This is a genomic window from Delftia sp. WY8 (genome assembly GCF_018437695.1).
GTDB lineage: Bacteria > Pseudomonadota > Gammaproteobacteria > Burkholderiales > Burkholderiaceae_C > Comamonas > Comamonas tsuruhatensis.
In genome coordinates, this window is record NZ_CP049795.1 from 653,661 (window position 1) to 680,605 (window position 26,945).

Genomic DNA, 26,945 nt, shown 5'->3' on the forward strand with positions numbered 1-26,945 from the left:
GTTGAAATTCTTCGGGACCAGCACTCTCCAGTCACCGGCCCAGGCGCTCCAGCCAGGCCAGCACCCGGCCCAGCACCTCGTCGCCATTGGTGTCCAGCATGCAGAAATGCGAATTGCCGGTGATGCCTGCGGCCGGCAGGTCCAACACCTCGGCACGGCCGCCCAGGCGGCGCAGCAGCTGCCAATACACATCGGTCTGCGCGCGGTACTTCTGCCACTGCGGGCTGTGCGCGAAATGGTCGCCCCACACCGCCAGGTGCGGGATGGCCGAGGCAGGCGCGAAGGCATCCGCCCCCTGCTGACCTTGCTGCCCTTCTTGCAGCACCGGCATGCCCGTAGGCTCCACCCCCACCACGGCGCGCACCAGGTGCGGCTTGCGGCTGGCCGCATGCGCGGCAAAGCCACCGCCCTGGCTGTGGCCTATCACCACACAGGGGCCGAACTGCTCCAGCAGCGCGTCATAGGCCGCCATGGCCATGGCCTCGTGCCCTAGCCAGCGCGGCACCATCTGCCGCACCAGGGCGTCAAAATTCTCATGTGGAAACCGCTGGCCGACGAAGGGCTCGCCCACACCGTCGCCTGAAGGCGCCGCATGGCCTATGCGAAACAGCGTCCACGCCTCCTCGGCACTGCGGAACACGGGTGCCTCGGCATAGATCTCGGGGAACATCGCCCAGCCCGCGCGGCCGCGCTCCACGGCATCGCAGACCACCACGTCATGGCCGGCCTCCAGCAGGCGCCACAGCCAGCCCTGGCGCCCATCGGGCGTGGACTCCCACTGCGCACCCGTCATGCCGCCGCCGTGCCACAGCAGCACCGGCAGGGGGCTGCGCGGACGCGCCAGCCGGTACTCCATGGCGTACATCTGGCCTACGGCATAGCTGCCATTCATGTCCAGCGGCCGCTCGCCGCCATTGCGCACCACTTCCCTGTGCTGGATCGGCAGATCCCGCACCGTGCGCTGCGCACCGCCAATGAAATGGCTTTGCATCTTCCTGAGGCAAACTTCAGGCATAACAGGGCTTCTCTTGCATGCCGCCATGCTAGGCATGCCCCGCCTTGGTGCTGTGCCGATTGCGGCGGCGCTGTGCCGGATCAGCACAGCCCTGCACCCACCCTACCCATGCACGAACTCAACCTCAAACTGCTGCAGGACCTGCAGGCCCTGGCCGACACCGGCAGCCTCTACAAGGCCGCCGAGCGCCGCCACATCACCCACCCTGCCTTTGGCCGCCGCATCCGCGCGCTGGAGGAATGGGCGGGCACGCCCCTGGTCGAGCGCGGCCACCAATCCACCACGCTCACGGCCGCCGGCAAGACGCTGCTGGCCTCGGCCCATGAAGTGCTGGGCATCCTGGAGCAGACCCACGGCCTGCTGCAGCGCCCCCTCCGCACGCGCGATGAAACCATCACCATCGCGGCCGGCCGCACGCTGTCGCACACCGTCCTGCCGGGCATCATCACCGCCCTCAACCAGGCCATGCCCCAGCTGTGCTGGAAAGTGGTCACCACCAGCCTGGACTACGGCGTGGAAATGCTGCTGCAAGGCAAGGTGGACCTGCTCATGTGCCACGCCCAGCCCGCCATCGAAGGCAGCCTGCAGGGCCACCACCTGGCCTGGCTGCCCGTGGGCCAGGACACGCTGATCCCCGTCAGCATCCCCCTGGTTCACCAATTGCCCAAATACGCCCTGCCCGCCCACGGCGGCGGCCCGCTGGTGCCCTACCTGGACTACGCGCAAAGCATGTCCCTGGGCAAGATCCTGCGCAGCCACCTGCATGAGCTGTGCGACACCACGCGCCTGCGCACTGTCTACGAGGCCGACCTCGCCGACTCCCTGCACGCCATGGTCCACCAGGGCCTGGGCCTGGCCTGGCTGCCGCTCACCCTGGTCAAGACCGACCTGACCGATGGCCGCCTGGCCCGCGCGGCCGGGCCCGACAAGGACGTGCCCATCAACGTGCGGCTCTACCGGCGACCCGCAGCCCAGAGCAAGCCGCTCACGCGCAGGGTGTGGGCGGGGTTGGAGAATCTTTATGGGAGGAGTCAGAAGTCGTGAATGGCATCGCCCGCCGTCAGCAGCAAGCAAACATGCGGCATCAAGGCTCTTTCAATATTGAGTAAATCTCAATAACCAGAACACACAAGATAATCGGCAATATTATCTTTGCAAACATCGGTAGATATTTATAAACACTTTCTCTCATCGACTCTGACAGAAGCCAGCCAAAGACAAACATCAACGCCACAAACCAGATAACTGATGCCACGATGGCCCCCGAAATGAAGCTCACCGGATGTGTCGATACAGCGGCCATCCCTCCTAGAAAGACTACCGTGTCAATCCACGAATAGGGATTTGCTAGAGACAACTCCCCCATGCGTAGAAAATCACCCCTGAGACGATCACTACCCACCGCATCCACGGAAAGGCCTTTGCGATCAATCGAGAGAAACAAATACACAATATAAAATACTGCCAACACCCTGATGCTCATACCCACAGCAGAGATTTCGCTGGTCATCCCAAACAGCAACGCCCCCGCCGCAATCAGAAATGCATCAGAGGCAACCGCGACAAATGCCATCGAGAGAAGACCTCTTCTCAAGACGCACATCTTGATGAAGAAGATATCTTTTGGGCTGGGAATACTGATGATTCCCAGACCGAAAGCTATACCGAGAAAGAAAGTATCCTCATCCATCAATTTATCTCTGCATTACCAAATGATATATGATTTTCCTGAATATGCCGTGAGAAATTCATCAATCTTCTTTTGTAGAAACTTGAATAATTTTTATTCAAATCCGGATTAAGAAAATAGACCACTGAAGTTCTATTCATTTCCAATTGATTGTCCACAGAATGATATATCGATTTGATCGCATGGTCTGACAAAATCGATAGTGCCGAGCCGGCCATCACAATAAATTCTCCATCTGCAAAATTTACTTGCTCCATTACTTTCCCATTATGCAAGGAAAGCCCCTTTGAGTTAGCTGTTATGAATGTAAGAAAGTGGCCATCCTCATGCGGCTCTTGAGCATAATCCCTACCATTGACTGCATTGTCTTTATAGTAAAGACATGCCTGCAAATATGAATAACATCGCCCAGATGGTTTATCATCCATGTCGAATTTAGAGAATATCTCATCCAAAATACAATCTGCAAGCCTGCTCATCCTATTCTCCAACTGCTCGGCCAATTTGTAGACCATTGCATCAGTCACGCCATTTTTCTTGTTTACTTCACTCCTTGAATACCAATAGCAAAATCTCTCACAAATATCAGCATAGCTATTGATGTTGGAAAATTCGCTACCAATCCCCATAAATCCATCGCTGTGTTTCTGATCGGAATGAGACAATTTATACTCGAAATCGGAACTACGCACAGACTCAGCAAATTCAAGGACAAGGTTATACAAATCATCATCGACCGAAAACTTACAATAACCATCTTTGATGATTCTTTGAACCACACTTTCCAAAGTACCAATTTTCCCAACGGCTAGATTTGGCCTAATTCCAATCTCATTCATCACAACACTCCCAGTTGATTCCAGAAATTACGCGCTCATTTAAATCGAACGTGCGGCAAATATCATTACAATTCATCAGAAGCCCGCCCTCCATTGCAGATACTAGTTGCCGCGCATTTCTTTTTCCATAGTTTCGTCTTAGGAACATTCTGGTTTTTAGTAATCAACCCAACTCCCCCCTGAAGACAAAGGCATCGAGAGTCTGATCGGTCAAGAAATTCGCAACTTATCGCTCTCTCGCACAGTCTGTATCCCATAAACACAAGGGGCATTTGAACTTGCCGGTGCCGCCTCCCTCGTCGTTAGACGGGAAGTGCGAAAGCCTCATTTCCTTGCCGGCAAGCGGCAAATCCAGGTGCGATGCTGGGTGCCCAAGCAAAGCACTTCACTCGAAAATTCATCCGTGAACCGGAATTTCTGCCTTGCTGATCAAGCACGCCTGCCTGAACTATGGTTGTCATTGGCATCGTGGCGGCTGCAGCCTCTGCCCAGGACTTTCCCCTTGGCCCCGCTGCAGCCTTGAACTAGCATGGCCTGCACCGTCCCGGCCGGGGCGGATCTTCCCTGGGCATCGATGAGCTTTCCCGTTCAGATTCCGATCCGAGTCCCCTGCCCTCCGGGCGTCTGCATCTGCGAGCACGATGCCCTGCTCGCCGACTCCATGGCCGACCAGCGCATCCTGCGGCTTACCAGGGAAGAGGAAAAGCGCCTGCTGCTGCGGCTCGAACAGATCACCAGCCTGCAGGACCTGCGCCATGTGGAGCAGCGCATGTATGAGCAGCTCGGCATCCGCGTGCGCATCGAGCCCGGCGCCAGCGAAGTGCGCACCGTGCGCGGCATCCAGATCGAGGTCCTGCCCATGCGCGGGCTGTGCAGCAAGACACGGCAGGCAATTCCTGCGGCGATTCGGCGAGGGATGGAGAGGACACCTGGGGTGGCGTTTGAGTTGTTGGATGAGGGGGGGTTGTTTGGGTGAGGGTTTTGGCGGTTGGTGGGGAGCGGGTTGCGGCCAAGAGCGGCTGGCCACGGCAAACTTCTGAGCGGCAGCTTCAGGATGGTTGCCGACGTTCAGCGGAGACAACCAGACGACGGCTCTCGACCCAAAGGAGTCGGTCGACGGCTCCGAAAGCGGCCGTTGGATGGGTTCACTCCGGATGCCCCAGCGGTCTCTCAGATATGTCGGCGATGTGCGCAGTGTGAGAAGTTGCGGGTCCGCACTAGAGCTGCCGTCCGAGCGAGCGACTAGGTCAGCCAGTAGCCTATTTCAACCATGTTCGCCTATCTGCATGACGGGCAGGCCAGGACAGCCGGCACGGTCTGGACCATCGTTCCTGAGCTGTGGCACACCATGCAGCGCATCGTTGAAACTTCCGCTGACGCCGGTTCGCTTTTCTCAAGCCAAGGGAGTGGGGCATCCCCGTGCTGGGGCTGGGCGTGATACTCGATGCTGTTCGGCTGCGACAGACCAAAGAACGGGTTCCGCGCCTGGCCCGTGGTCTCTCGGTGCGCTCGGACATCGATTCGTTTGAGCTCCTCGACGAGCTTTGAGGCCTGGTCGGCAGAAAGGGATTCGACCAGCGTGAACGGTGCGCTCCTTGCGATTGCTAGTGCGTCACGTAGTGCGGGCCTTGGCTTGTGAAACTTCTGGATGCGAACCACGACTCTATCCAACCCGCTTGGCTCGAAAGAGTCAACAACGACCTTCTGGATGTCGAAGTATTCGGGGCCGTTATCACGTATGCCGTGCTTGACCACGTGTTGCGTTCCACAAGCTCCACATGGCACAAGTGTTGCCCCGCTGAAGCCCTTGCCGGGCTTGATGAAATATCCGCCAATCGATACCCGCAAGTCGCAGTGAGGGCACTTTAGGTCAGTGGGCATTTTGATGAAGCTTATCTAGTTCTGCTCTTGGCCGACTGGCGACGGCCTGCACCCGTCGAATGCCTACGCTAAACCGGACGCTCAAGGCGCAGTCCCGAAGATCAGCTTTGCAGTGCTGTACTCACCAGTAGCTAAGCCCGGCTTCGGTCAGGAGCTGCCAGTGGAAGAAATAATAAGAAGTCACTCAACGTTCAATATGAACTGCAGTAGTAGGCTGCTCCCTCAATGGAGGCAGGTTCGGTTTCTCAGTCGAGAGTTTTACCAGTTTTCGCTCGACTTTCTTGGCCAAGAGAACCGATCTCGCATCCCGCCCAAAAAACCAAAACAAGCCAAAGGTCAATACAAGCACAATCAATGCTGCTATTGAAGAGAGAACGCTCTTGAGACTTAGGAGAGAGACCACCACAACAGCAGAATACCCAGCCATCGCAACGATGAAAAAAATCGTAAAACCCAGTATCAGCCCCCCGGACTTCCCAGGGGTCACTACAAGCGAACCATCATCCTCAATCTTCGAGTAGAGGAAGCTGGCTCGCAGCTCTTCCAGCGAGAAGTGCCCAGATTGGTAGGCGGCCATGACAGCTGCCGCCATTCGTGGTGAGGCAGGTCTGCCGAATGTTGAACGAAAGACAGCCTCATGCCTGGCGGCTTCGATAAATGCCGTTAATTCTCGGTGCTGCTCAGCTTCGCCACGCAGAAATGAGTGCCGCTTGAATTGCCGCTTACTGAGATATTCATCATTGAACTCGAGCAGTGTCTTCATCGCTTTGTATAGCGCTCCAGCAACTGCAACGACTGCCGCGCTTACTGCCGGCGTAGACTTCCAAAGTTCCGAGAGGTCCATAGATGTGGAAAACTAATCTTGAGTTAAGCTGCAAAGCAGCGTCTGCTTTTATCTACTTTGCTGCTGTGGGTCGATCGGAGACAGTCGCAGCCGGCCAAGAACTGTCAGTGGCGCTAATAAAATCGGATGCTCAACGGCTGAGCTCAGCCGCGACCAAAGGCGGTCAGTTGCGGCGAATGGCTAACTCTTGCGAAGTAACCGCCAAGAAGGGCGGCGGGAATTATTGATAGGAATGATATGATGCCATACCAGAGTGGTAATCCGTCAGCCATAAATATACCAATAATTATACCCACCATCCCCACTAGTCCGGAGTTTATATACTGCGCTTGTTTTGCAATGCGTGCTGCAATATATCCACTGAATACAGTGACCAGAATACCCAAAACAAGACAGGTGATTAGATATAGAGTTGAATTGCCAAGTTTTAGTAATGCCGCCTCAAGTCTTTCTGGAGGCTGATTTATCAACGAACTATCAACGAAAGCAATCGCCAGCACGATTCCCAAAATAATACTGAGAAATAAATCGCAGAATATTCCAATGGCAACCCCTTTGATACTCACTCTTTTCATGTAATTTCCTCTAATGACAAACGGTTGACATGAGAGGAGACGTCCTCTCGATGAAAGGGTTAGGCGGCACGGCGATCAGCCAACTGGGAACGGCACTCCCGCTACACTTCATGTACTCCTGATACTCCTGTCCGTTTAGACCGCGCCAACCCACAAGCCATATCTGGCGCGTGCGGTCTAAATTGGCACAGAAAAATCGGCAAGGGGTTTAAAGCCTAGCTTTGCGGTATGCATGCTGTGTAAATATGCAGTGCTAAATTCAGCCATGAAACCCGCCGCCCTCCTGTGTCGCGCGCCACACGGTTGCTGGATTAGGTCCGTGAGCGAATTCGTACGATCACTATAGCCTACACACCGAGCAGGCCTATTTGCAATGGGTCGCATGTTTGTGAAATGGCACGACTTGCGGCATCCATGAGACATGGGGCAGCTGGAAATCGAAGGCTTTTTTTCGCCACCATGGCTGAATGACAGCTTTAGAGCTTCTAGCTGAACGGCGGCTCAGGGTCGATTGCTAGCTAACGCGAACGACCGCTGGTGGCGAGTTCAGCGCTATCTCCCTGATCCGCCAAGCACGCCGTCAGGCGACAGACTGCTCACGCTGCATCGCAGCCATAGCCCGAAAAAGATCGAACGGCAGTAATAGGATCGCAAGCCGCCTTCCAAACCACCCAAACGCCCTACCCCTTCAACACCTCGCTCACCCTCTTGCGCACCGCCCTGCTCGCCTGCCCATACCTGAGCAACAACTCCGCCACCTCATCATCAGTATCCGAATAGAAAAACGCCATCGGCACCTTGAGCACTTCCGCCAACTTGCGCACGGTCAGGAGGTCCGGTCTGTGTTTCCCCTGCTCATAGCGATTGACCCGTGGCCAACCACAAACTGGTAGGCACCTGCCTCAAGTCCATCCGACAGCCCCCATCTTCTTGAACGCCCTGCCAATCAGCTACGCAACTCGTAGTATCTGCGTCACGAAAAACCGGCAAGCATCACCCCTTTCTGAAGGAGATGCAATGTCAGACGCCAATGGAATGCTTCGTGGAGAGTCGAACCCATGAAGCACATCCCCCCATCCCCTCCCCCCGAAAACACCCACGCCCAGAAGCTCGCAACAGCGCTGCATGAAATGGACCGCTTCGTGCAGCAAGGCTGTGCCGAGGTTTCCGCCTTGGCCCAGCTGGCGCTGGCCTGGCTGGAGATTCCCGAGGGCCATCAGCGGCTGGACGTGGTGGCGCAGGCGCTGGTGACCATTCGCAACAGCGCTGAATCGCTGGCGGAGTTCGCGGGCAGTGAAGCCCGGGTGATGAACTGCGAGTACGAGGACCAGGCGGAGGTGCGCCGCAGCGAGGCGGCCAAGGTGGCTGCCGAAGAGGCCGGGCATGTGTACACCGTGGCGGGGCCTGGGGTGGCGCGCGGCGTCAGGTAGTCCCGCAGGCACTGGGTCTGCGCGCCGCTGCACCCTGCATGGCCGTCTACCCCTTGCGCGTGCGAAACAGCAGCCACAGCAGATACACCCCGCCCAGCAGCCCCGTCACCAGCCCGATGGGCAGATGCAGGCGCACGGGTGCCCACTGGCTGAGCATGTCGGCCGCCACCAGCAGAACGGCGCCCATGGCTGCCGCCGTGAACAGGGGCACGTCGGGCGACAGGCCCAGGCGCCTGGCCACCTGGGGCGCGGCCAGCGCGATGAAGGCGATGGGCCCCGCCGCTGCCGTGGCGATGGCGGTCAGGGCCACGGCGGCCATCACCATGGTGAGCCGCGTGCGCGGCACGTTGACGCCGAGCTGGGTGGCGGCATCGTCGCCCAGCTCCAGCAGGTTGATGCGGCGGGCGCACCACAGCACGACGGGCACGATGGCGATGAAGCCCAGTGCGGCGGGCGCGACATGCGCCCATGTCCGCGCGCTGAGCGAGCCGGCCAGCCAGCGCTGCGCGGCGACGGCCCGGTCCAGGTCCCCCATGACCAGCAAGATGGTGTTCAGGCCCGAGAGCGTGGCCCCCACGCCTATGCCCACCAGCACCAGCCGGTAGCCGCCGGCAGCACGCCGGCCCCCGGACAGCGCAAGCACGACCGCCGCCGTGGCCATGCCCGACAGCACGGCGGCCAGCGATGTCCACAGCGGCCCGGCGTCACCCAGCACGATGAGCGCAATCGCCCCGCTGGCCGCGCCCGTGGTGAAGCCGATCACGTCCGGCGAGCCCAGCGCGTTGCGGGAGATGGACTGGAAGATGGCACCCGCCATGCCAAGCGACGCGCCCACGAAGACGGCCGTGAGGACACGCGGCAGCCGCACCCGCTGCACGATGCGCTCTGCTGCGGGGTTGGAGCCCGTGCCCAGCAGGCTGTCGAGCACTTCGGCGGGGCTGAGGGACAGGGTTCCCGTGCCCAGCAGCAGCACACCCAGCACCATGGCCAGCACGACCAGCGCCATGCCCACGGCCAGCGGCCTGGGCCGCCAGAGAAACGAACAGGCTCCCCAGCGCACAACGGATGTGTTCACGAAGGTCTTCATAGCCTGCTCAACCGGTATCTGCACGCCACCCAGACAAAGAACGGCCCTCCGATCAGGCAGGCGACGATGCCCGCAGCCACTTCGGCAGGTGCCGCGACGACGCGGCCCAGCACGTCGGCCCCCAGCAGCAGCACCGCCGCGTAGAGCGCGGACAGCGGCAGTATCCAGCGGTAGTCCGGCCCGCACGAGAGGCGTGCCAGATGCGGCGCCACCAGGCCGACGAAGGCGATAGGCCCCACGGCCGCCGTGGCAGCCCCGGCCAGCAGCATGACCGCCAGGCAGGCCAGTTGCGCGGTGGCGCGCACATTGACGCCCAGCGCCAGGCCCACGTCATGCCCCAGCGCCATGGCGTTGAGCTGGCCGACGATGGCCCAGGCCGCCGCCAGCCCTGCCGCCACGGCAGCCGCCAGCACGGCGGCGCTGGCATAGCCGCTGCCCTCCAGCGAGCCCGCCGCCCAGTGGCGGAAGCCGTCAAAGACTTCCGGGGGCGCGTTGAGCAGGATGATGCCGGCGCTGGAGGTGAGCATGACCGACAGGCCGGCCCCGGCCAGGACCAGGCGCACCGGGTGCGCGCCCGCGCCCCGGGACTGGCCGAACGCGAAGACGGCAGCGCCCGCCAGCCCCGCGCCGGCAAAGGCGCACCAGACGTACTGGAGCACGGACGTCAGGCCGAAGGCCGTCATGCCGATGAGCACGGCCAGCGCCGCGCCCGCGTTGACGCCCAGCAAGCCCGGCTCCGCCAGGGGATTGCGGGTGACGGCCTGCATGAGCGCGCCGGCCACGCCCAGTGCCATGCCGGCCAGGATGGCCACCACGGTGCGGGGCATGCGCAGCAGGCTGACGATCAGGTGCTGGTCATCACGCAGGTCCGGAGCCCGCAGCGCGCCGAGGATGTCGGCCAGCGCAATGTCGCGCGAGCCGACGGTGATGCCGAGCACGGCGATGATGGCCAGCGCCAGCAGCCCGCCTGCAAGGCCCAGCCAACGCCTGCAGTGCAGGGGGGACCGCGAGGAGGAGCGCGGGGAGGAGCGCTGGGCAGGCCGCGCCACCGCGCCTTGGAGCCGTGCACGCATGGCTCAGCGGAAATGGCTTGCCACGGCGTCGACCATCTGCTGCCCCGAGTAGTAGTCGATGCGAAACGAGGTCGGGCCCAGCGGATAGACGCGCCGGCCGGCAACGGCGGGCAGGTTGGCCAGCAGCGGATCGTCCAGGAAGGCCTGCACATCGCCCTGCGAGGCGCCGAGCAGGAAGACGGCGTCGCCGGTGATGGCGGCCGAGAGATTCTCGCGGGAGATGAATTCGAAGTCCGAGGCGCGTGTGACCTGGGCGGCCAGCGCGGGCGGCAGGCCCTCCACCTTGAAGCCCAGTGCGGCCAGCAGCCGCGCATGGGGGCTGGCGGCGCGGCCTATGGAGTAGCTGCCGGCCAGGTTGTAGGCGACGATGCTGACGGGCCGGGCCGGGGGCGTGATGGAGGCGGCGGTCTGCGCCACATGGGCATCGAAGCGGGCAATGGCTGCGGCGGCCTGCTTCGCATGGCCGGTGATGCGGCCCAGCTCGGTGGCGATGTCCTGCCAGGACTGGCTGGAGTAGTCGACCACGACCATGGGCACGCCCTGCGCCTGCAGTTCGGTGCGGTGCTGGGCCACGCTGTCGGCCCCGGTGGCGGAGGCCACCAGCAGGTCGGGGCTGGCGCCGATGGCGGCCTCGATGTCGAATTGCAGGTTGCGGTAGAGCACCTGCACGCCGCGCTTGTCGGCAACCGCGGCCCATTGCGAGAAAAAGCCCTTGTCGTCGGTCATGCGGCTGGGCGTGGTCGCGGCGGTCGCGACGACCGGCGCATCGATGGCCAGCAGGATGCCGGTCACGCTGGGCGAGGTGGAGACGATGCGCCGGGGCAGCGGTGCATGGTCTGCGTGTGCTGCAGCCGGCGTATCCGATGTACCCGATGTATCCGACGCATGCGATGTATCCGACGTATGCGGTGCGGCGCCCGCCACGGGAACGGCGGCGCGTGGAAACCATGCGAAACAGGCCAGCACGGCCAGTGCGGCGGCCGCGCCCAGGGCGGCAAGTTGGAGTCTGTTCATCTCGATCCGAAGCGACGGGGCCGGGCGCCAGGGCGGCGTCTTCAGCGTATTCCGTATTGTAGAATTCATTCCACATTGCAAACACCGAAGGACCTATCGATTGTGGGAAATGACCGGCCATGACGCAGCGCCTGAGTGCTGATGCGGTGACGCTGCGCTACGGCGAGCGCACGATTTCGCAGGGCCTGTCCCTTGCCATTCCCGATGGCTCCTTCACCGTCATCGTGGGGCCGAACGCCTGCGGCAAGTCCACCCTGCTGCGCGCGCTGTCGCGGCTGCTGGTGCCGGTGGCCGGGCAGGTCATCCTCGATGGCCGGCACATCTCGCAATTTCCCGCCAAGGAGGTGGCGCGGCGCCTGGGCCTGCTGCCGCAAAGCGCGGTGGCGCCCGAGGGCATCACGGTGGCGGACCTGGTGGCGCGGGGGCGCTACCCCCATCAATCCTTCCTGAGGCAGTGGACGGACGCGGATGAGCAGGCCGTGGCCGAGGCCATGCAGGCCACCGATGTGGCAGCGCTGTCCGGCCGCCTGCTGGACGAGCTGTCAGGCGGCCAGCGCCAGCGGGTGTGGATTGCGATGGTGCTGGCGCAGCAGACGCCGATCCTGCTGCTGGACGAGCCCACGACGTTCCTGGACATCGCCCACCAGATCGAGCTGATGGAGCTGCTGGCGGATCTCAACGACGCCGGCCGCACGGTGGTTGCGGTGCTGCACGACCTCAACCAGGCCTGCCGCTATGCCTCGCACCTGATCGCCATGCGCGACGGGCGCATTGCCGCGCAGGGCGCGCCCGGGGAGATCTTCACGGAGCAGTTGGTGCAGGAGGTGTTCGGCCTGCCGGCCGTGATCATGGCAGACCCTGTGTCGGGGACGCCCCTGGTGGTGCCCAGGGGGCGCAGGGCCGTGAATGCCGTGGAGCGCGCCGCAGGGAACTGAGGCGCCCGGGCATTTTTCCCGGCGCGGCTTTCAAGGCGAATCTGCGCTGAAGGCCCGCCCGCCCGTGGACTGGTTGATCAGGCTGGCCTCGCGGAACAGCGCGACCCGGTCTTGCGGCGACTTGAGCTGGCCCAGGTCCGAGACGGTGGTGACCGCGCAGACGATTTCATGCTGCGCATCGAACACCGGCGCCGCCTGGCCCGTGACGTTGGACAGCAGGTGGCTGGTCATCTCGGACCAGCAGCGCTCGCGCACTTCGTCGAGCACGGCCTTGGCCGGCGGCTTGCCACGGAAATGGGCGGGCTGCTGGCGCCGTGCGGCGTCGATGGTGGCCTTGGGCAGGAAGGCCTGGAACACCAGGCCGCAGGCGGTGTTGTCTATGGGCAGGATATCGCCCAGCGCCAGCGGGTTGATCGAGAAGTAGGCGCTGCGGTACCAGCGCACCAGGGTGGGCCCGCGGTCGGTCCAGATGGCGACGCCGCCGCTGAGCGCATGGCTGTGCGTCAGCGCCTTCATGCGCTGCGCCGCAATCTCCACCGCATCCACACGCTTGAGCGCGCCAATGCCGATGCTCAGCGCCGCGCTGCCCAGGTCATACAGGCCGCTGGCCGGGTCCTGCTTGGCCAGGCCTTCCTTGACGAGGCTTTGCAGGTAGCGGTGGGCCGTGGAGCCCCCCGTTCCCGTTCGCCGGGCCACCTCGCCCAGCGCCAGTTCGCTTTCGGCATTGGCCAGGACCATGAGAAACCGGGTGGCGATGGAGACGGACTGGATGGTGCCGGAGCGCTTCTCGCCGGCTGTCGTCTGAGGTGTTGTTGTTTTCAAGGGCTGGGCTTTCTTGCCTGTACCAGGCGCATCGCAGGTGGGGGCGCAGGCGCCGCCGGTGTCGATGATACCGGCTCTGCCGAAGGCTCTGCACGGGTGCGCGCACACCATTTCGCCGCTGTTTTTTTCTTCCGCATGTGGGAATGCATTCCCTACTGTGGAATTTCAATGCATGATGGCGACCTTTGAAAAATACGAATCATTCTCATCAAAGGAAGATGCTGTGAAGCTGTGTTTCCATCGCAGGCTCCCGTCCCGGGCGGGCGCCATCGCACTCTCTACCCTGATGGCGCCGGCCGGCGCCTTCGCACAGGGCGCGTCGGGTTCCGGGGGGGAATCCAACGCGCTTGAAGCGGTCGTGGTCAGCGGAGAAAAGGTCAGGCGCGAGCTCAAGGACACGGCCTCCTCCGTGTCGGTCAAGGCAGACAAGGACCTGGCCCGGCAGGAGTCCGGCAATGCCTCGGTCCACGAGGTGCTGCACGATGTGCCCAACGTGGTCTACACCGACACGGTGGGCGCGCCCATCATCCGCGGGCAGGACACGCAGGGCCCCAACAACGGCCAGAACGTCTTCTGGGGCGGCACGGTGCCGCGCGCCACCATCAACCTGGATGGGCACTACCTCAACTACAACGAGATGTTCTTCGGAGCGACCTCGGTCTGGGATGTGGAGAGCATCGAGGTGTTCCGCGGCCCGCAGACCACCTCGCAGGGTGCCAATGCCATTGCGGGCGCCATCGTCGTGAACACCAAGGACCCCAGCTTCAAGCGCGAAGGGGCCTACCAGCTGGAGGCGGGCGACTACCACTCGCGGCGTGCGTCCATCGCCGTCTCCGGCCCAGTGGGCGAAGAGCTGGCCGCGCGGCTGGCCGTGGACTACTCGGGGCGCGATACCTTCATCGACTACACCAATCCGCAGTTCCAGCGGGGCCAGGCCGATCAGGATTTCCGCGCGCTGAACGCACGCATGAAGTTCCTGTGGCTGCCCAGCCGCATTCCGGGCCTGGAGGCCAAGTTCACCTATTCCCACAACGACAGCAACCGCCCCAGCCAGGAGGCGGCGTCCGCTCCGTTCAACGCGCTGGAGCACTGGACGACGACCATGCCCAGCTGGAAGCAGAAGACCGACACCGGCATCCTCGACCTCAGCTACGAGCTGGGCAACGGCGTGCGGCTGGTCAACCAGTCCCAGTATTCGCGCTCGTCCGTGCAGCGCTACACGGGCATTCCCGGCGAGGGCGATGCCGATATCCGCCAGAACAATGTCTCCAATGAGTTCCGCGCCCTGGTGGGCAGCGACAAGGACCGCCTGAGCGGCTTCGGCGGCGTCTACTACGCGCGCACCGGCACGGACGAAAGCCTGCTGCTGCGCGGCCTGTCCGCCTTCGACGACACGAAGAAGAACCTGGGCGTCTTCGGCGAGCTGAACTGGCGCCTGGCCGACCGCTGGACCCTGACCAGCGGCCTGCGCTACCAGCAGGACGAGGTGGTGCGCACCGGCACTTCGGTGCTGGCACCCACCGCCCTCGACTACACGAAAACCTTCTCGGCACTGCTGCCCAAGCTGTCCCTGGCCTATGCCGCCACACCGCGCTGGACCGTGGGCGCGCTGGTCAGCCGGGGCTACAACCCGGGCGGTGTGTCGCTGAACCTCACCAGCCGGCAATGGGCGTATTTCAAGAAGGAGTCGATCTGGAACTACGAGCTGTTCAGCCGCGCCAGCCTGCTCGATGACCGGCTGATGCTCAACACCAACCTGTTCTACATGGACATGCGGGATGCGCAGTACAACATCCCCGTGGTCATCTCCCCGGGCGTGGCCCAGTCCTACACCATCAACGCGGAGAAGGCCCATGCCTACGGCTTCGAGCTGGGCGCCGACTACCGCGCGCTGGACAACCTGCGGATCAAGGCCGGCGTGGGCGTGCTGCGCACCCGCATCGAGGAGATGGGCAGCAACCCCGGCTACGAGCACAACCGCTTCGCCCGCTCGCCCGGCTACAACCTGAGCCTGGGCGTGAGCTGGGACGCCAGCCCCCGGTTCAATGTCTCCGGCCAGGTGCGACACCTGGACGGCTACTACTCCGATACCGCCAACACGCGCGCCTATGCGGTCGGCTCCAACACCATCGCCGACCTGCGCATGACCTATGCCTACAGCGCGCGCGTGCAGCTGTACGGCTATATCAAGAACGTCTTCGACAGGCGCGCAACGACGTACCTGCAGCAAAACCGCGGCATCGGCGGCATCGAGGCCAGCATGACCGCACCGCGCATGATCGGCGTGGGCGTGCGCGGAACGTTCTGAGATGGGAATGGCACCAGACATGACAACCCGCAAACCCCTGCACATCGGCCTTTCGCTGGCCCCCACCTGGCTGAGCGGCGACGCCTGGCGGCGGCCCGGCAGCAATATCGAAGGGCTGTACTCCAGCGACTTCGCCCTGGACCTGGCCCGGCGCGCCGAGGCCGCGCACCTGGACTTCGTCTTCCGCCCGGACGTGAGCTTTCTGCCCATGGAGGCGCTGGAGACGGGCGCGGGCTTCGCCAGCCTGGACCCCACGGTGCTGATGGCCGCGCTGGCGCGCGAGACCTCGCGCATCGGCCTGGTGTCCACGGTATCGACCACGTTTTTCCCGCCCTATGCGGTGGCGCGCCAGCTGCAGTCGCTGCACTGGATCAGCAACGGCCGCGCCGGGTGGAACATCGTCACGGCCCTGCAGGGCCACGAGAACTTCGGGCTGCACGCCATGCCCGATGCCGATGAACGCTATGCGCGGGCCGCAGAGTTCACCGACGTGGTGCGCCGGCTGTGGGCCAGCTTCCCCAACGAGGCCTTGAAGATCGACCGGGACAGCGGCCGCTACGCCGATGCCTCGCTGGTCCACCCCATAGACCACGAGGGACCGCACCTGAAGGTGCGCGGCCCCCTGAACCTGCCGGCTTTCGGCGGCCCGCGCATTCCGCTGGTGCAGGCGGGCGCGTCCAGCACAGGGCGCGACTTTGCCGCATCGGTGGCAGACATCGTCTTCGCGCCCACGCCGGACCTGGACGCGGCGCTGGAGCTGCGCCGGGACCTGTCTCGGCGCGCACAGCGCCATGGCCGCCAGGCGCAGGATGTGCGCCTGCTGCCCGGCCTGAGCCTGTACCTGGCCGACACCCGCGAGCAGGCCCGGGAGATGTTCCAGCAGACGCACGGCCGGGTGGACAGGGGCCGCAAGCTGGCATCGATCAAGGCCATGGTCGGCCTGGACCTGACGGACTGGCCCGCAGACCGGCCGATCACCGCAGCCGACCTTCCGCCGCCCGTGGCAACCCCGTCCAGCCGCACGCATGCGGGCCTGCTCAGGCGCCTGATGGAACGCGAATCATTGCGCATCGACGAGCTGCTGCAGCGGCCGGAAATCCTCTCCGCCGCGCACTGGCAGGTGGTCGGCACGGTGGACGATGCCGTGGCGCAGATCACCCAGTGGAGCGCCGCCGGCGCCATCGACGGCTTTCTGGCCGCGCCCGGCGGCTCCGTCGATTCCCTGCATTGCGTGCTGGAGCAGCTGGTGCCGCGCCTGGTGGAGGCCGGCCTGTTCCGCTCCCGCTACACGGGCACCACGTTCATGGAGCACCTCGACGAGTCGAGGTAGGGGCTGCGCCCTGCCCTCGCCGGGCCTTCACTGCGCCCGCGTGTCGGACCCGCCATCGGGCTCGAACGCAAAGCCCACGCCGTACACGGAGCGAATCCACTCATGGCGGTCGTCCGCCGCCTTGAGCTTTTTGCGCAGGTTCTTGATGTGGCTGTCGATGGCGCGCTCGTTCACGTCCAGCGTGTCGGCGCACGCCAGCTCCAGCAGCTGCGCGCGGGAGTAGAGGCGACCGGGCTGGCGCATCAGGGCCTGCAGCAAGGTCAGCTCCCGCTTGGTCAGCGGCAGCACGCTGCCGTTGAGCATGGCACGGCCCTGCTCGGGCAGCAGCGTCAGGCGTTGCTGCGCGGGGACGGGGCCGGCACTGCGGCGCAGCACGGCCTTGACGCGGGCCACGACTTCGCGCGGGGCGAAGGGTTTGCAGATGTAGTCGTCCGCGCCCAGCTCCAGGCCCAGCAGGCGGTCCATTTCCTCGACACGCGCGGTGAGCAGGATGACGGGGCTGGCGCTGTGGGGGCGGAACTGGCGCAGGATGTCCAGGCCGTCCAGCCCCGGCAGCATGATGTCCAGCACGGTGAGGTCGGGCGGGGAGCGCAGCATGCGGTCCAGCGCCTCGCGCCCGTGGCGGATGTGCTCGACTTCGTAGCCTGCATGGCGCAGGTAGTCGATGACGATGGCGGCCATGTCGGTTTCGTCCTCGACCAGGAGGATGCGGGCAGGCTTCATGGCGCGGGATTTTCCAGCAAGGGCAGCCACAGCGTGATGCGCAGGCCGCCCAGCGGCGAGGCGGCGGCCTCGATGCTGCCGCCATGGGCCTGCACGATGGTGCGGCAGATGGCCAGCCCCAGGCCGGAGCCGCCCAGGCCGTCGCCGTCGCGCACGCGGGAGGCATCCACGCGATAGAGGCGGTCGAACAGGCGCGGCAGGTGCGGGCTGGCCACGCCGGGAGCCGTGTCGTCCCAGCGCAGTTGCAGCATGCTGCGGTCCTGCATCTGGACAATTTCGGCGGACACCTGCAGCCGCCCGCCCGCAGCCGTGTAGCGCAGGCTGTTTTCCAGCAGGTTGGCAAACACCTGGTGGAGCCGGTGCGGGTCGCCCTGCACCAGCGGCGGCGGAACGCGCGCGGCCAGCTGGTCCACGGTGGAGCGGTCCAGGCCGATGCCGACTTGCTCGAAGCCCGGCCGCGCGCCGTCCAGCGCCTCGCCCAGCAGGGTCAACACATGCACGGGCACATGGCCCGAGCCGTGCAGGGCCTGCGGGTCGTCCAGGCTCACGCGCAGGTCGCTGACCAGCCGTATCAGCCGCATGATCTGCCGGTGCAGGCGCAGCGCCATGCGGTCGTCCATGGGCAGCACGCCGTCCTGCACGGCCTCGACCTCGGCGCGCATGGTGGACAGCGGTGTGCGCAGCTCATGCGCCACGTCGGCCAGCCAGCGCTGGCGCGAGGCCTCCATGGTGGCCAGTTGCACGGCCATGTCGTTGAAGGTTTCCGCAAGGCGGGCCAGTTCGGCATCGCCCTTGATGGCCACGCGCGTGTCCAGCCGCCCGGCCGCAATGCCGCGCAGGCCGTCGAGGAAGGCGGTCAGCGGCTCCAGCCAGCGCCGCGTGAGCCAGGCCGACAGCAGCAGCGCCAGCAGCAGGCCGGCCAGCCCGGTCCAGGCCACAAAACCCATCTGCTGCGCGAGGAAGGCGCGGTCCAGGTCGCGCTGCATGCCCTGCCCGGTCTGCACGGGGGACAGCACGATCTCGCCAATGGCCTGCCCGTTGGCGGCGCGCAGAACGCGGTGCGCCGCGCCTGGCTGCGGCGCCATGCCGGAGATGAGCTGGCCCTGGGCATCCAGCAGGCCCACGCGCGCCCACGGGCCGCCGAACGGGCGATCCGGCGGCGGGCCTGGGCGGTCTGTACGGTCTGTACGGTCTGTACGGTCGGAGCGATCTGAGCGATCTGAGCGATCTGAGCGATCGGCAGGCTCTCCGCCTTCCGGCCCAGGTGGCGGCGGAAACTCCGGGCCTGGCCCCGGACCGTGGCTTCCCTCAAAACCAGGCCTCGGCTCCGGCATGGACATGCGCATGGGGGGCCGTGGCCCGGGCTCGCCCGCAGGAAAGCCCCGGCCCATGCCTGCGCCCGGGCGCACCATGTCGCGCCAGAAACCGGGGTTGGCGCGCGCCGCATCCCAGCCGCCGTTTTGCTCATGGTGCTGGACCAGCCGCTCGGCCAGCCCGTCCATGCCGGTCAGCTCCACCTCGGCCATGTACGGGCCCAGGCCCCGTTGCAGACCCAGGCGCGAGAAGCCGAGAAACACCAGCAGCAGGGCCACCAGCAGCACGGCCAGGGCGAAGAAGGCCTTGTGCTGCAGCTTCAGGCGCGGGAGGCGGAGGCTCATTCAGTTGCTGCGTCAGACGGCAATGCCGATGGATATCGTGGCGGTATGGCCATTGGTGGTGTCTCCGGTGAAGGTGGGCGTCTGCCAGGCGATCTGCTCGCTGGTGTTGTCGCCGAAGACATTGTCCGATGTCACGCTGACCCGCGACAGGTTGGAGACGCTGGCGCTGTAGCCGCTGACACCGGCATAGACGGCGCTGGCCACGTCCTTGGGCATGGCCATCTGCGAGGTCAGCAGCTTGTTGGTGTAGCTGCCGGCCGTGTTGAGGCTGCGGAACACCTCGAAGTGCATGTGCGGCCAACGCCCGTCATAGCAGCCCGGGAAGATGGTCACAAAGGTGCATTCGCCATTGCTGTCCGTCGCCTGCACGCCGCGCAGGAAGTTCTGGTTGAGCAGGTCGGTGGAGTACAGCGAATACTCGCCCTCGCGGGTGCAATGCCACAGGTAGATGGCATAGCCTTCCAGCGGGCTGCAGTTGGTGCCGACGTTGACCAGGGTGATCTTGAGCGTCAGCGGCAGGCCCGCAGCCGTGCCGCTCATGCCGCCAAAGCTGCTGCGCAGGTCGCTGCGCACCACGCCGCTTTGCGACAGCACATTGACCAGGCTGCCGCGCGAGCCGTTGGAGCCGTCGGCGGGGTAAGGGCCTTCGGTTTCCGTGGGATCGACCATGCAGGCGCCGGTCGTGGTTCCTGTACCTGTGCCTGTGCCTGTGCCCGTGTCGGTGCCCGTTCCTGTCCCGGATCCGGTGCCCGTGCCGGTTCCTGTCGAATCACTGGAATCACCACCGCCGCCACAGGCGGACAGAAGCGCTGCAGCGCCGCCAGAGGCCATCAGGCCCAGCATGCGGCGCCGGTCGAGCAGGCGGCGCGCCATGACTTGCAGATCGTGCTGAAGGCCCAGGTCGTGGGCAAGATCATCGGCATCTCGAGAGTGGTTCATGGGGATGGCTTTTTCATGAGGGCCTGTGCGCAGGCCCGTGGGGTTGCAGACAGCCCGGCGGCGTGGCCCGCCGGGCCACGCGATCACTGCTGCGGATGGGGCGGCGGCCCGCCTGCGCCGGGCCCGCCAGCCGGCATGGCCACCAGCTGCCCGTTCAGGCTGCGGCAGGTGCCGGCCAGCGTCTTGCCATCGGGCGTGGTCAGGGTCACGCTGTCACCCTCGGCCTTACCCTGGCAGGCCGTATAGGCCTCGGGCGGCGGCGACGGCGGATTGCCGTGCCCCCCGTGGCCCTGCGCATGGCTGCAGGCCGCCGCGAAGGCCGCCACAGCCAGCACAAGGGCCGGGCGAATGCGTGAAGCGTTGGTTTGCGAGAAATCAATCATGGTCTTTTCCTGGAGTTGCACAGGAATTCTTGCGACCAATCTGGGGGGAAATTGGGAGAAGTGGGGACGAGCTGGTACAAGCTCACAGAGCGAGTGAGTCAACAAGCTCTGCATCGCACAACAGAACCATGAAACCAACAAGATTCCTGCTGCTGGCCGCCCTGCTCGGCCCACCCGCTCTTGCTGCAGATCTGACCGTGATCGAAATGCATGCGGCAAGCGGCAATGATCGCCCGTACAGTCTGGATGGCCAGCGGGTCAGTCCGGCTCAGTTGAGAAACACACTCTCCAGGAAGCTGACCGCTGCCCCCGATGCCAAAAGTACGGTTCGCATTGCCGTGCTGGTCGATCCCGATGTGAAGGTCGGCGCCCTCTCCGAACTTCGCGGCCTGGTGATGAAAGTGGGATTCGGCATGCCGCGCTATTTCATGACGACGCGGGTGAATGACAGGCTCTCCGAGATCCAGGTGAACTACAGCCCGGTCTTCCCGAGAAGCGGGCTGGAGGCGGTGATGTCGTCCGGCCAATCGGCTGCAGATCCAGCGGCAACAGCACCCACTCCGCCCCGCTGATCACAGCCCCAGCATTGTCCTTAGGAGTCAGAGGGCCGAGTTTTTACTCCAACACGACATTGGCCTTCTTGACCAGGCGCGCAAAGCGCTCCTGCTCGGAGCGCAGGAACTGGGCTGCCGCCTCGGGGCTGTTGAGCACGGTGTATTCGTCGCGCCGTGCAAAGCCGGCCTTGACCTCGGGGTCGGCAAAGGCAGAGGCGATGCCGTCGTGCAGGCGCCGCACCTGGGCGGGCGGCATGCCCTTGGGGCCGATGGCGGCCACCCAGCCGGCGATGTCCACGCCGGGAAAGCCCTGCTCGGCTACGGTGGGCAAATCGGGCAGCGATGCCACGCGCTCGCGGCCCATGATGCCGATGGCACGCAGCGCGCCGGATTTGAGGTGCGCCTGCGCCGTGCCCACGGCGATCACGCCGAAGTCCACCTGCCCGCTGAGCAGGTCCACCACCATCTGGCCGACGCCCTTGTAGGGAATATGGCGCGCCGTGGCGCCGGCGGCGTCCAGAAAGACTTCGGCCGCGAGGTGGAAGATGGTGCCGTTGCCGGACGAGGCGTAGTTGAGGTCGCCGGGCCGCGCCTTCATGAGCGCCTGCAGTTCGCGCGCATTGCGCGCCGCCACCTTGGGGTGGACGACCAGCACGAAGGGCGAGCCGCCGACGATGGACAGCGGCGTGATGTCGGCCAGGCTGTCGTAGGGCAGCTTCTTGAAGACGCTGGGGTTGACGGCGTGGTTGTTGGAGATGAAGGCGATGGTGTTGCCATCGGCCGGCGCCTTGACCAGGGCCTGCGTTCCCGTGATGCCGCCCGCGCCCGGCAGGTTCTCCATGACCACGGGCTGGCCGCCCAGCGAGCGCACCAGCGCAGTCTGGGCCGAGCGCACGATGGTGTCGGCGCCCGAGCCTGCCCCCACGGGCAGGATGACGCGCAGCGGCGTGCCATTTTGGGCGCGCACGCCCAGGGCAGCGGCCCCCAGCGATGCGCCGGCCAGGGCCAGCAGGGTGCGGCGGCGGAAGGAATGGGACGAGTGCATGGGGTTGTCTCCTTTTTGTGTTGTCTCATGCGCGCCGGGGTGGTTTTTCTGCGGCCTTCGGCGCCCGGGGATGGCTGTCAGGTCCGTGATGCAAGGGCTCCGAGGATTTCTTCGGTGTGCTCGCCAATCCCGGCCAGCGGCATGCGCACGCCGGGGCGGTGGCCGTTCATGAGCAGGGGCAGCAGCACCACGTCGGTCTGGCCGCCGTCTTCGGTCTGCATGGAAGCCAGGCCGCCGCTTTGGCGCAGGTGCGGGTCGTCCACCAGTTGCTCGGGCCGCGTGATGGGCGCGTAGGGAATGCCTGCGGCCTCCAGCTGCGGCGCAAGCCGGGCCGATTCATGGCTGGCCAGGATGGCGCCCAGCTCGGCCAGCAGTTGGGGGCGCACGGCCACGCGGGCGGCGTTGTCGGCGTATTCGGGGCGCTGCAGCAGGTCGGCGCGGTCCAGCACGCGGCACAGGGTGGCGAACTGCTTGTCGCTGACGGCGCCGATGAACAGCTGCTCGCCACCGGCCAGGGTGAACACGTCGTAGACGCTCCAGGCCGACACGCGCGAGGGCATGGGCGGCGGTGCCTCGCCCGTCATCAGGTACTGCTGCATGTGCTGGGAGGACAGGAAGACGCAGTTCTCGAACAGCGCGCTTTGCACCTCCTGGCCGCGCCCGGTGCGCTCACGCTCCCGCAGGGCGGCGAGCACGCCGATGGCGCCGAACATGCCGCCCATGATGTCGTTGACGCTGGTGCCCGCGCGCAGCGGCCGGCCCACGGGGCCGGTCATGTACGACAGGCCGCCCATCATCTGCACCACCTCGTCCAGCGCCAGGCGCTTTTCGTAGGGGCCGGGCAGAAAGCCCTTGTGGCTGACGTAGATGAGGCCGGGCGCGCGCTGCGACAGCGTGGCGTAGTCCAGGCCCAGGGACTGCATGAGGCCGGGGCGGAAGTTCTCCAGCACCACGTCGCTGCCAGCGGCCAGCTCGGCAGCGGTGGCGCGGCCCGCTTCGGTGGTGATGTCCAGCACCACGCTTTTCTTGTTGCGGTTGAAGCTGCGGAAAAAGCCGATGCCCAGGCCGGGCAGCGTGCGCGTTTTGTCGCCGCCCGGCGGCTCGACCTTGATGACTTCGGCGCCCAGGTCGGCCAGGATCATGCCGCAGGTGGGGCCCATGACCATGTGGGTGAATTCGATGACGCGGATGCCGGACAGCGGCAGCAGGGGTTCGGTGGCCATACAGGTGTGCTCGTGGGAAGGTAAGGGGTTCATGCAGCGGCGTTGGCTGCGTCGGCGGTGACGCTGCGCGGCAGGCCCGCGCGCCACAGCGCGCCGTGCAGGCTTTCGCCGGCCAGCCAGGCGGCCACCTTGGCGCGCAGGCGCAGCAGGGCCTCGATGTCCAGGCCCATGTCGATGTCCATGGTGTCCAGCATGAAGGCCAGGTCTTCGGTGGAGGCATTGCCGCTGGCGCCGGGCGCATGGGGGCAGCCGCCGATGCCGGCCAGCGTGGCGTCGAAGCGCGTGACGCCGGTTTGCAGTGCGGCATGCACATTGGCCAGCGCCAGGCCGCGCGTGTCGTGGAAGTGGCCGCACCAAAAGCGTTCGCCCGCAATGCGCCTCGCCTGCTCGAACAGCGATTGCACCTGGCCCGGCCCGCCATGGCCCACGGTGTCGGCCAAGCTGACGCGGTCGGCCCCCGCGTCCAGCAGGGCCTGCATGCAGCGCAGCACCTCGGCCGGCTCCACCCGGCCCTGCAGCGTGCAGCCGAAGGCCGTGCCAATGCCGCCCTCGATCAGCATCTTCGAACCTGCGGCATCGCGTGCGGCACGCATGCGGGCCACCTCGGCCACGACCTCATCGGGCGTCTTGCGCAGGTTGGCCAGGCTGTGGGCATGGCTGGCCGACAGCGGCACCAGCATCAGGTCGGCCCCGCTGGCAAGGGCGCTTTCGGCACCGCGCAGATTGGGCACCAGCACGGAGACGAACAGGCCCGGCAGCGTTCGGGCATAGGCCACCAGTTCGGCCGTGTCGGCCAGTTGGGGCAGCAGGCGTGCGGGGACAAAGGAGCCGACTTCGATCTCGCGCTGGCCGGCAGCGTAGGCGTCGCGTATCCATTCCTTCTTGCGCTCGGTGGACAGCACGGTCTGGATGCTTTGCAGGCCATCGCGCAGGCCGACCTCGCGGATGACGGCGGACTGCGGGGCACGGATGGGTTCTGGCATGGGAAGGTTCGCGTGGGGTGGTTTGTCTTGAATGGCACTTTAGACATTCCAACCAGCGTGCAGAAGCGATAATTTTTCGCCTCAGAGTTTCCCGAATGGAAATCCATAACCACCATGAAAGACCTGGACCTGACCACCCTGCGGCTCTTTGTCGCGGCCTGCGACCTGGGCAACATCGCCCGCGCGGGCGAGCAGCAGCACATCGGCTCATCGGCCATCAGCAAGCGCATGGCGCTGCTGGAAGAGCAGGTGCAGGCCCCGCTGCTGGAGCGCCACCGCCGGGGCGTGGTGCCCACCGCAGCCGGGCTGATGCTGCTGGAGCATGCACGCGCCATGCTGGCCAGCGCCGACCGCGCGGCCCGCGACATGGCGGCCTACCAGCATGGCGTGAAGGGACAGGTGCGGATACTGGCCTCGGTCTCATCGATTGCCGAGTCGCTGCCCGATGACATTGCAGCCTTTCTGCAAAAGCCCGAGCACGCGCAGATCCGCGTGGACATCGAGGAGCTGACCAGCAGCGAAATCATCCGATCCATCCGCGAAGGCCTGGCCCTGGTGGGCGTGTGCTGGAACGCGGCCGATCTGGAGGGCCTGCAGACCCTGCCCTACCGCTGCGACACCCTGGCCGTGGCCGTGCCGGCCGGCCACCCGCTGGCCTTGCGCGACAGCTGCAGCTTCAGCGAAACGCTGGATTGCGAGCATGTGGGCCTGCCCGCCTCCACGGCCGTCTACACCATGCTGGCGCGGGCGGCGGCCATCATCGGCCGGCCCCTCAATTACCGCGCCGTGGTCAGCTCCTTCGACGCCACGATCCGCTGCGTGCGCGCCGGCCTGGGCGTGGCCATCATGCCCAGGGAGATCCTGGGCATGGCGGGCCCCAGTCAGGGTGTGCAGGGCGCGCAGGGTGTGCACATGGTGCCGCTCACCGATGCCTGGGCGCGGCGGCAGTTCGCCATCTGCTTCAGGGACGGCAGCCGGCTATCGCCTGCGGCGCGCACGCTGGTGGACTATCTGGCCGGGTGCGCCCAGGCGGGCTGAACAGGCCTTGGGAGTTATCACGATTAATTGAAGTTTGCGTGATACATCCGCTACAGGGTCCCTCCAACAATGGGACCCATGAACACCGCCCTCATCACCCCCCAACCGGCACAGCCCCAGGATGGCCAGCGCATCCACCCGCTGTGGCTGCGCCTGACGCATTGGCTCAATGCGCTGGCCGTGGTCATCCTGGTGACCAGCGGCTGGCGCATCTACAACGCGGCGCCGTTCTTTGATTTCAGCTTTCCGGGCTCGATCACGCTGGGCGGCTGGCTGGGCGGGGCGCTGCAATGGCATTTCGCGGCCATGTGGCTGCTGGTGTTCAACGGGCTGCTGTACCTGCTGCTCAACATCGCCAGCGGCCGGTGGCTGCGCAAGTTCTTTCCCATCACGGTGCAGGGCGTGCGGCAGGACCTGGTGTCCGCCCTCAAGGGCCGGCTCTCGCATGCCGACCCGGCCCGCTACAACCATGTGCAAAAGCTGGCCTACCTGTTCGTGGTGCTGGACCTGGTGGTGATCGTGCTGTCGGGCCTGGTGCTGTGGAAGTCGGTGCAGTTCCCGCTGCTGCGCGAGCTGCTGGGCGGCTATGAGTCCGCAAGGCGCGTGCACTTCTTCGGCATGGCTGCGCTGGTCGCCTTTGTGGTGGTGCACCTGGCAATGGTCGCCCTGGTGCCCCGGACCTTCCTGACCATGATCCACGGCCGTGCGCCCAAGACACCATGAAAATCTTCAAAGCCCCTTCCCTGCCCGGCGTCGATGGCGAGGCCGTGGTGCGCGAGGCACGCTCGCTGATCGCCCGCAAGCTCGACCAGCCCGCACGCCGCGCCTTTTTGCAGCGATCGCTCACGCTGGGCGGCCTGTCCCTGCTCACGGGCTGCAGCATCAGCGATGACAGCCACGTCGAGGCCGCGCTCAATCAGGTATCGCGCTTCAACGACCGCGTGCAGGGCCTGCTGTTCAGCCCCACGCGGCTGGCGCCCACCTATTCAGCAGCCGAGATCACGCGCCCCTTCCCCTTCAATGCCTACTACGGCGAGGACGAGGTGCGCGAGGTGGACGAGGCCAGCTGGCGCCTGGAAGTGACCGGCATGGTCGCCGACCGCCATGCCTGGAGCCTGGCCGAGCTGCGCGCCATGCCGCAGGAAGAACAGATCACGCGCCATATCTGCGTGGAGGGCTGGAGCGCCATAGGCCGCTGGGGCGGCGTGCGTTTCGCCGATTTCCTGCGCCATATAGGCGCCGACACCAGCGCCAAGTACGTCGGCTTCAAGTGCGTGGACGACTACTTCACGAGCATCGACATGGCCACGGCCCTGCATCCGCAGACGCTGATGGCATTGACTTACGACGGGCAGCCCCTGCCGCCCAAATATGGCTTCCCGATGAAGCTTCGCATGCCCACCAAGCTGGGCTACAAGAACCCGAAGCACGTCCAGGCCATGTTCGTCACCAACACCTACTCCGGCGGCTACTGGGAAGACCAGGGCTACAACTGGTTCGGAGGCAGTTGAGCGGCCTTCCAAGCCGCTGGGCCGCCAACGAAGGTGCGAGGCCGG

The 26,945-nt window shown here is 64.9% G+C and carries 27 protein-coding genes; 10 read left to right on the forward strand and 17 right to left on the reverse strand.

The genetic code is table 11. From position 1 onward, the window contains the following. Nucleotides 1-31: 31 nt before the first annotated feature. Nucleotides 32-991: an alpha/beta hydrolase gene (locus G4D77_RS02810; protein ID WP_154834563.1), complete on the reverse strand. Its 960-nt coding sequence runs from the start codon at nt 989-991 to the stop codon at nt 32-34. A 132-nt stretch (nt 992-1,123) separates the two neighbouring features. On the opposite strand from G4D77_RS02810, the gene G4D77_RS02815 reads away from it, so the two are divergent. After that, entirely contained in the window at nt 1,124-2,059 is a 936-nt protein-coding gene (locus G4D77_RS02815; protein ID WP_154834564.1) for a LysR family transcriptional regulator, read from the forward strand. Nucleotides 2,060-2,099: 40 nt separating this feature from the next. On the opposite strand, the gene G4D77_RS02820 is transcribed toward G4D77_RS02815, so the two are convergent. Beyond that, a complete protein-coding gene (locus G4D77_RS02820; protein ID WP_154834565.1) occupies nt 2,100-2,705 on the reverse strand; it encodes a LysE/ArgO family amino acid transporter in 606 nt (201 codons plus the stop codon). Continuing rightward, nucleotides 2,705-3,544 carry a 2OG-Fe(II) oxygenase family protein gene (locus G4D77_RS02825; protein WP_154834566.1) on the reverse strand — a complete coding sequence of 280 codons (840 nt, stop codon included), beginning with the start codon at nt 3,542-3,544 and terminating at the stop codon, nt 2,705-2,707. Before G4D77_RS02825 ends, G4D77_RS02820 begins: the two co-directional genes overlap by 1 nt. A gap of 529 nt (nt 3,545-4,073) precedes the next feature. Here G4D77_RS02825 and G4D77_RS02830 point away from each other — a divergent pair. Then, on the forward strand, nt 4,074-4,520 hold the full coding sequence (locus G4D77_RS02830; protein ID WP_411527197.1) for a hypothetical protein: 447 nt from the start codon (nt 4,074-4,076) through the stop codon (nt 4,518-4,520). A gap of 1,089 nt (nt 4,521-5,609) precedes the next feature. On the opposite strand, the gene G4D77_RS02835 is transcribed toward G4D77_RS02830, so the two are convergent. The 3 genes from G4D77_RS02835 to G4D77_RS31025 all read right to left on the reverse strand — a co-directional run bounded on the left by G4D77_RS02835 (nt 5,610) and on the right by G4D77_RS31025 (nt 7,674). Beyond that, entirely contained in the window at nt 5,610-6,188 is a 579-nt protein-coding gene (locus tag G4D77_RS02835; RefSeq protein WP_154834568.1) for a hypothetical protein, read from the reverse strand. Between the two features lie 224 nt (nt 6,189-6,412). After that, nucleotides 6,413-6,844 (reverse strand): hypothetical protein, encoded by a 432-nt coding sequence (locus G4D77_RS02840; RefSeq protein ID WP_154834569.1) that lies wholly within the window; start codon nt 6,842-6,844, stop codon nt 6,413-6,415. 680 nt (nt 6,845-7,524) lie between these two features. Next, nucleotides 7,525-7,674: a hypothetical protein gene (locus tag G4D77_RS31025; protein ID WP_289241873.1), complete on the reverse strand. Its 150-nt coding sequence runs from the start codon at nt 7,672-7,674 to the stop codon at nt 7,525-7,527. 228 nt (nt 7,675-7,902) lie between these two features. Here G4D77_RS31025 and G4D77_RS02850 point away from each other — a divergent pair, with 228 nt between their 5' ends. Continuing rightward, nucleotides 7,903-8,274, forward strand: a complete 372-nt coding sequence (locus G4D77_RS02850; protein ID WP_063326421.1) for a hypothetical protein — start codon at nt 7,903-7,905, stop codon at nt 8,272-8,274. A gap of 46 nt (nt 8,275-8,320) precedes the next feature. Here the strand turns inward: G4D77_RS02850 and G4D77_RS02855 are convergent, their stop codons facing one another. The 3 genes from G4D77_RS02855 to fepB are packed head-to-tail and all read right to left on the reverse strand — an operon-like array spanning nt 8,321 to nt 11,448. Beyond that, on the reverse strand, nt 8,321-9,361 hold the full coding sequence (locus G4D77_RS02855; protein WP_154834570.1) for a FecCD family ABC transporter permease: 1,041 nt from the start codon (nt 9,359-9,361) through the stop codon (nt 8,321-8,323). Beyond that, nucleotides 9,358-10,434 carry a FecCD family ABC transporter permease gene (locus G4D77_RS02860; protein WP_213757893.1) on the reverse strand — a complete coding sequence of 359 codons (1,077 nt, stop codon included), beginning with the start codon at nt 10,432-10,434 and terminating at the stop codon, nt 9,358-9,360. The genes G4D77_RS02855 and G4D77_RS02860 overlap by 4 nt, the downstream gene beginning before the upstream one ends. 3 nt (nt 10,435-10,437) lie before the next feature. After that, complete coding sequence (fepB, locus tag G4D77_RS02865; protein WP_154834572.1) at nt 10,438-11,448, reverse strand: Fe2+-enterobactin ABC transporter substrate-binding protein; 1,011 nt, start codon at nt 11,446-11,448, stop codon at nt 10,438-10,440. A gap of 119 nt (nt 11,449-11,567) precedes the next feature. Between fepB and G4D77_RS02870 the strand changes: the two genes are divergently transcribed. Continuing rightward, nucleotides 11,568-12,383: an ABC transporter ATP-binding protein gene (locus G4D77_RS02870; protein WP_154834573.1), complete on the forward strand. Its 816-nt coding sequence runs from the start codon at nt 11,568-11,570 to the stop codon at nt 12,381-12,383. 30 nt (nt 12,384-12,413) lie between these two features. Here G4D77_RS02870 and G4D77_RS02875 read toward each other — a convergent pair whose 3' ends face one another. Beyond that, on the reverse strand, nt 12,414-13,205 hold the full coding sequence (locus G4D77_RS02875) for an IclR family transcriptional regulator (RefSeq protein ID WP_012204987.1): 792 nt from the start codon (nt 13,203-13,205) through the stop codon (nt 12,414-12,416). A gap of 358 nt (nt 13,206-13,563) precedes the next feature. On the opposite strand from G4D77_RS02875, the gene G4D77_RS02880 reads away from it, so the two are divergent. After that, nucleotides 13,564-15,513, forward strand: coding sequence for a TonB-dependent receptor (locus tag G4D77_RS02880; RefSeq protein ID WP_227740779.1), 1,950 nt, complete (start codon nt 13,564-13,566; stop codon nt 15,511-15,513). A gap of 19 nt (nt 15,514-15,532) precedes the next feature. Further along, nucleotides 15,533-16,843: an NtaA/DmoA family FMN-dependent monooxygenase gene (locus G4D77_RS02885; RefSeq protein WP_154834575.1), complete on the forward strand. Its 1,311-nt coding sequence runs from the start codon at nt 15,533-15,535 to the stop codon at nt 16,841-16,843. A 27-nt stretch (nt 16,844-16,870) separates the two neighbouring features. On the opposite strand, the gene G4D77_RS02890 is transcribed toward G4D77_RS02885, so the two are convergent. From G4D77_RS02890 to G4D77_RS02905, 4 genes are all read right to left on the reverse strand, one after another. Continuing rightward, nucleotides 16,871-17,566: a response regulator gene (locus G4D77_RS02890; RefSeq protein WP_154834576.1), complete on the reverse strand. Its 696-nt coding sequence runs from the start codon at nt 17,564-17,566 to the stop codon at nt 16,871-16,873. Further along, complete coding sequence (locus tag G4D77_RS02895) at nt 17,563-19,224, reverse strand: ATP-binding protein (RefSeq protein WP_154834577.1); 1,662 nt, start codon at nt 19,222-19,224, stop codon at nt 17,563-17,565. The genes G4D77_RS02890 and G4D77_RS02895 overlap by 4 nt, the downstream gene beginning before the upstream one ends. 12 nt (nt 19,225-19,236) lie before the next feature. Then, the gene (locus tag G4D77_RS02900; protein WP_154834578.1) at nt 19,237-20,163 is read right to left on the reverse strand and encodes a dioxygenase family protein; all 927 of its coding nucleotides are present in this window, start codon (nt 20,161-20,163) and stop codon (nt 19,237-19,239) included. An 83-nt stretch (nt 20,164-20,246) separates the two neighbouring features. Further along, nucleotides 20,247-20,546 (reverse strand): hypothetical protein, encoded by a 300-nt coding sequence (locus G4D77_RS02905; RefSeq protein WP_154834579.1) that lies wholly within the window; start codon nt 20,544-20,546, stop codon nt 20,247-20,249. A gap of 128 nt (nt 20,547-20,674) precedes the next feature. Between G4D77_RS02905 and G4D77_RS02910 the strand changes: the two genes are divergently transcribed. Beyond that, complete coding sequence (locus G4D77_RS02910; RefSeq protein ID WP_154834580.1) at nt 20,675-21,118, forward strand: hypothetical protein; 444 nt, start codon at nt 20,675-20,677, stop codon at nt 21,116-21,118. Nucleotides 21,119-21,161: 43 nt separating this feature from the next. Here the strand turns inward: G4D77_RS02910 and G4D77_RS02915 are convergent, their stop codons facing one another. The 3 genes from G4D77_RS02915 to G4D77_RS02925 all read right to left on the reverse strand — a co-directional run bounded on the left by G4D77_RS02915 (nt 21,162) and on the right by G4D77_RS02925 (nt 24,351). Further along, nucleotides 21,162-22,145, reverse strand: a complete 984-nt coding sequence (locus G4D77_RS02915) for a tripartite tricarboxylate transporter substrate binding protein (RefSeq protein WP_154834581.1) — start codon at nt 22,143-22,145, stop codon at nt 21,162-21,164. Between the two features lie 77 nt (nt 22,146-22,222). Next, nucleotides 22,223-23,368 carry a CoA transferase gene (locus tag G4D77_RS02920; protein WP_017407219.1) on the reverse strand — a complete coding sequence of 382 codons (1,146 nt, stop codon included), beginning with the start codon at nt 23,366-23,368 and terminating at the stop codon, nt 22,223-22,225. Between the two features lie 29 nt (nt 23,369-23,397). Next, the gene (locus tag G4D77_RS02925; protein WP_154834582.1) at nt 23,398-24,351 is read right to left on the reverse strand and encodes a hydroxymethylglutaryl-CoA lyase; all 954 of its coding nucleotides are present in this window, start codon (nt 24,349-24,351) and stop codon (nt 23,398-23,400) included. Between the two features lie 114 nt (nt 24,352-24,465). On the opposite strand from G4D77_RS02925, the gene G4D77_RS02930 reads away from it, so the two are divergent. The 3 genes from G4D77_RS02930 (at nt 24,466) to G4D77_RS02940 (ending at nt 26,900) form a co-directional block, all read left to right on the forward strand. Continuing rightward, nucleotides 24,466-25,389, forward strand: a complete 924-nt coding sequence (locus G4D77_RS02930) for a LysR family transcriptional regulator (RefSeq protein WP_154834583.1) — start codon at nt 24,466-24,468, stop codon at nt 25,387-25,389. Nucleotides 25,390-25,458: 69 nt separating this feature from the next. Then, the gene (locus G4D77_RS02935) at nt 25,459-26,112 is read left to right on the forward strand and encodes a cytochrome b/b6 domain-containing protein (protein ID WP_026062850.1); all 654 of its coding nucleotides are present in this window, start codon (nt 25,459-25,461) and stop codon (nt 26,110-26,112) included. Then, complete coding sequence (locus G4D77_RS02940) at nt 26,109-26,900, forward strand: molybdopterin-dependent oxidoreductase (RefSeq protein ID WP_017407215.1); 792 nt, start codon at nt 26,109-26,111, stop codon at nt 26,898-26,900. The genes G4D77_RS02935 and G4D77_RS02940 overlap by 4 nt, the downstream gene beginning before the upstream one ends. Nucleotides 26,901-26,945: the final 45 nt, after the last annotated feature.

What these genes read in the sequence shown, in the direction of transcription:
- G4D77_RS02850 (WP_063326421.1), top strand. Translation starts at nt 7,903, where the DNA reads ATGAAGCACATCCCCCCATCCCCTCCCCCCGAAAACACCCACGCCCAG.
- G4D77_RS02930 (WP_154834583.1), top strand. Translation starts at nt 24,466, where the DNA reads ATGAAAGACCTGGACCTGACCACCCTGCGGCTCTTTGTCGCGGCCTGC.
- G4D77_RS02890 (WP_154834576.1), bottom strand. Translation starts at nt 17,566, where the DNA reads ATGAAGCCTGCCCGCATCCTCCTGGTCGAGGACGAAACCGACATGGCC.
- G4D77_RS02840 (WP_154834569.1), bottom strand. Translation starts at nt 6,844, where the DNA reads ATGAAAAGAGTGAGTATCAAAGGGGTTGCCATTGGAATATTCTGCGAT.
- G4D77_RS02820 (WP_154834565.1), bottom strand. Translation starts at nt 2,705, where the DNA reads ATGGATGAGGATACTTTCTTTCTCGGTATAGCTTTCGGTCTGGGAATC.
- fepB (WP_154834572.1), bottom strand. Translation starts at nt 11,448, where the DNA reads ATGAACAGACTCCAACTTGCCGCCCTGGGCGCGGCCGCCGCACTGGCC.
- G4D77_RS02895 (WP_154834577.1), bottom strand. Translation starts at nt 19,224, where the DNA reads ATGAGCCTCCGCCTCCCGCGCCTGAAGCTGCAGCACAAGGCCTTCTTC.
- G4D77_RS02855 (WP_154834570.1), bottom strand. Translation starts at nt 9,361, where the DNA reads ATGAAGACCTTCGTGAACACATCCGTTGTGCGCTGGGGAGCCTGTTCG.
- G4D77_RS02860 (WP_213757893.1), bottom strand. Translation starts at nt 10,434, where the DNA reads ATGCGTGCACGGCTCCAAGGCGCGGTGGCGCGGCCTGCCCAGCGCTCC.
- G4D77_RS02935 (WP_026062850.1), top strand. Translation starts at nt 25,459, where the DNA reads ATGGGACCCATGAACACCGCCCTCATCACCCCCCAACCGGCACAGCCC.
- G4D77_RS02830 (WP_411527197.1), top strand. Translation starts at nt 4,074, where the DNA reads ATGGCCTGCACCGTCCCGGCCGGGGCGGATCTTCCCTGGGCATCGATG.
- G4D77_RS02810 (WP_154834563.1), bottom strand. Translation starts at nt 991, where the DNA reads ATGCAAAGCCATTTCATTGGCGGTGCGCAGCGCACGGTGCGGGATCTG.
- G4D77_RS02815 (WP_154834564.1), top strand. Translation starts at nt 1,124, where the DNA reads ATGCACGAACTCAACCTCAAACTGCTGCAGGACCTGCAGGCCCTGGCC.
- G4D77_RS02835 (WP_154834568.1), bottom strand. Translation starts at nt 6,188, where the DNA reads ATGAAGACACTGCTCGAGTTCAATGATGAATATCTCAGTAAGCGGCAA.
- G4D77_RS02920 (WP_017407219.1), bottom strand. Translation starts at nt 23,368, where the DNA reads ATGGCCACCGAACCCCTGCTGCCGCTGTCCGGCATCCGCGTCATCGAA.
- G4D77_RS02925 (WP_154834582.1), bottom strand. Translation starts at nt 24,351, where the DNA reads ATGCCAGAACCCATCCGTGCCCCGCAGTCCGCCGTCATCCGCGAGGTC.
- G4D77_RS02825 (WP_154834566.1), bottom strand. Translation starts at nt 3,544, where the DNA reads ATGAATGAGATTGGAATTAGGCCAAATCTAGCCGTTGGGAAAATTGGT.
- G4D77_RS02905 (WP_154834579.1), bottom strand. Translation starts at nt 20,546, where the DNA reads ATGATTGATTTCTCGCAAACCAACGCTTCACGCATTCGCCCGGCCCTT.
- G4D77_RS02910 (WP_154834580.1), top strand. Translation starts at nt 20,675, where the DNA reads ATGAAACCAACAAGATTCCTGCTGCTGGCCGCCCTGCTCGGCCCACCC.
- G4D77_RS02900 (WP_154834578.1), bottom strand. Translation starts at nt 20,163, where the DNA reads ATGAACCACTCTCGAGATGCCGATGATCTTGCCCACGACCTGGGCCTT.
- G4D77_RS02885 (WP_154834575.1), top strand. Translation starts at nt 15,533, where the DNA reads ATGACAACCCGCAAACCCCTGCACATCGGCCTTTCGCTGGCCCCCACC.
- G4D77_RS02915 (WP_154834581.1), bottom strand. Translation starts at nt 22,145, where the DNA reads ATGCACTCGTCCCATTCCTTCCGCCGCCGCACCCTGCTGGCCCTGGCC.
- G4D77_RS02870 (WP_154834573.1), top strand. Translation starts at nt 11,568, where the DNA reads ATGACGCAGCGCCTGAGTGCTGATGCGGTGACGCTGCGCTACGGCGAG.
- G4D77_RS02940 (WP_017407215.1), top strand. Translation starts at nt 26,109, where the DNA reads ATGAAAATCTTCAAAGCCCCTTCCCTGCCCGGCGTCGATGGCGAGGCC.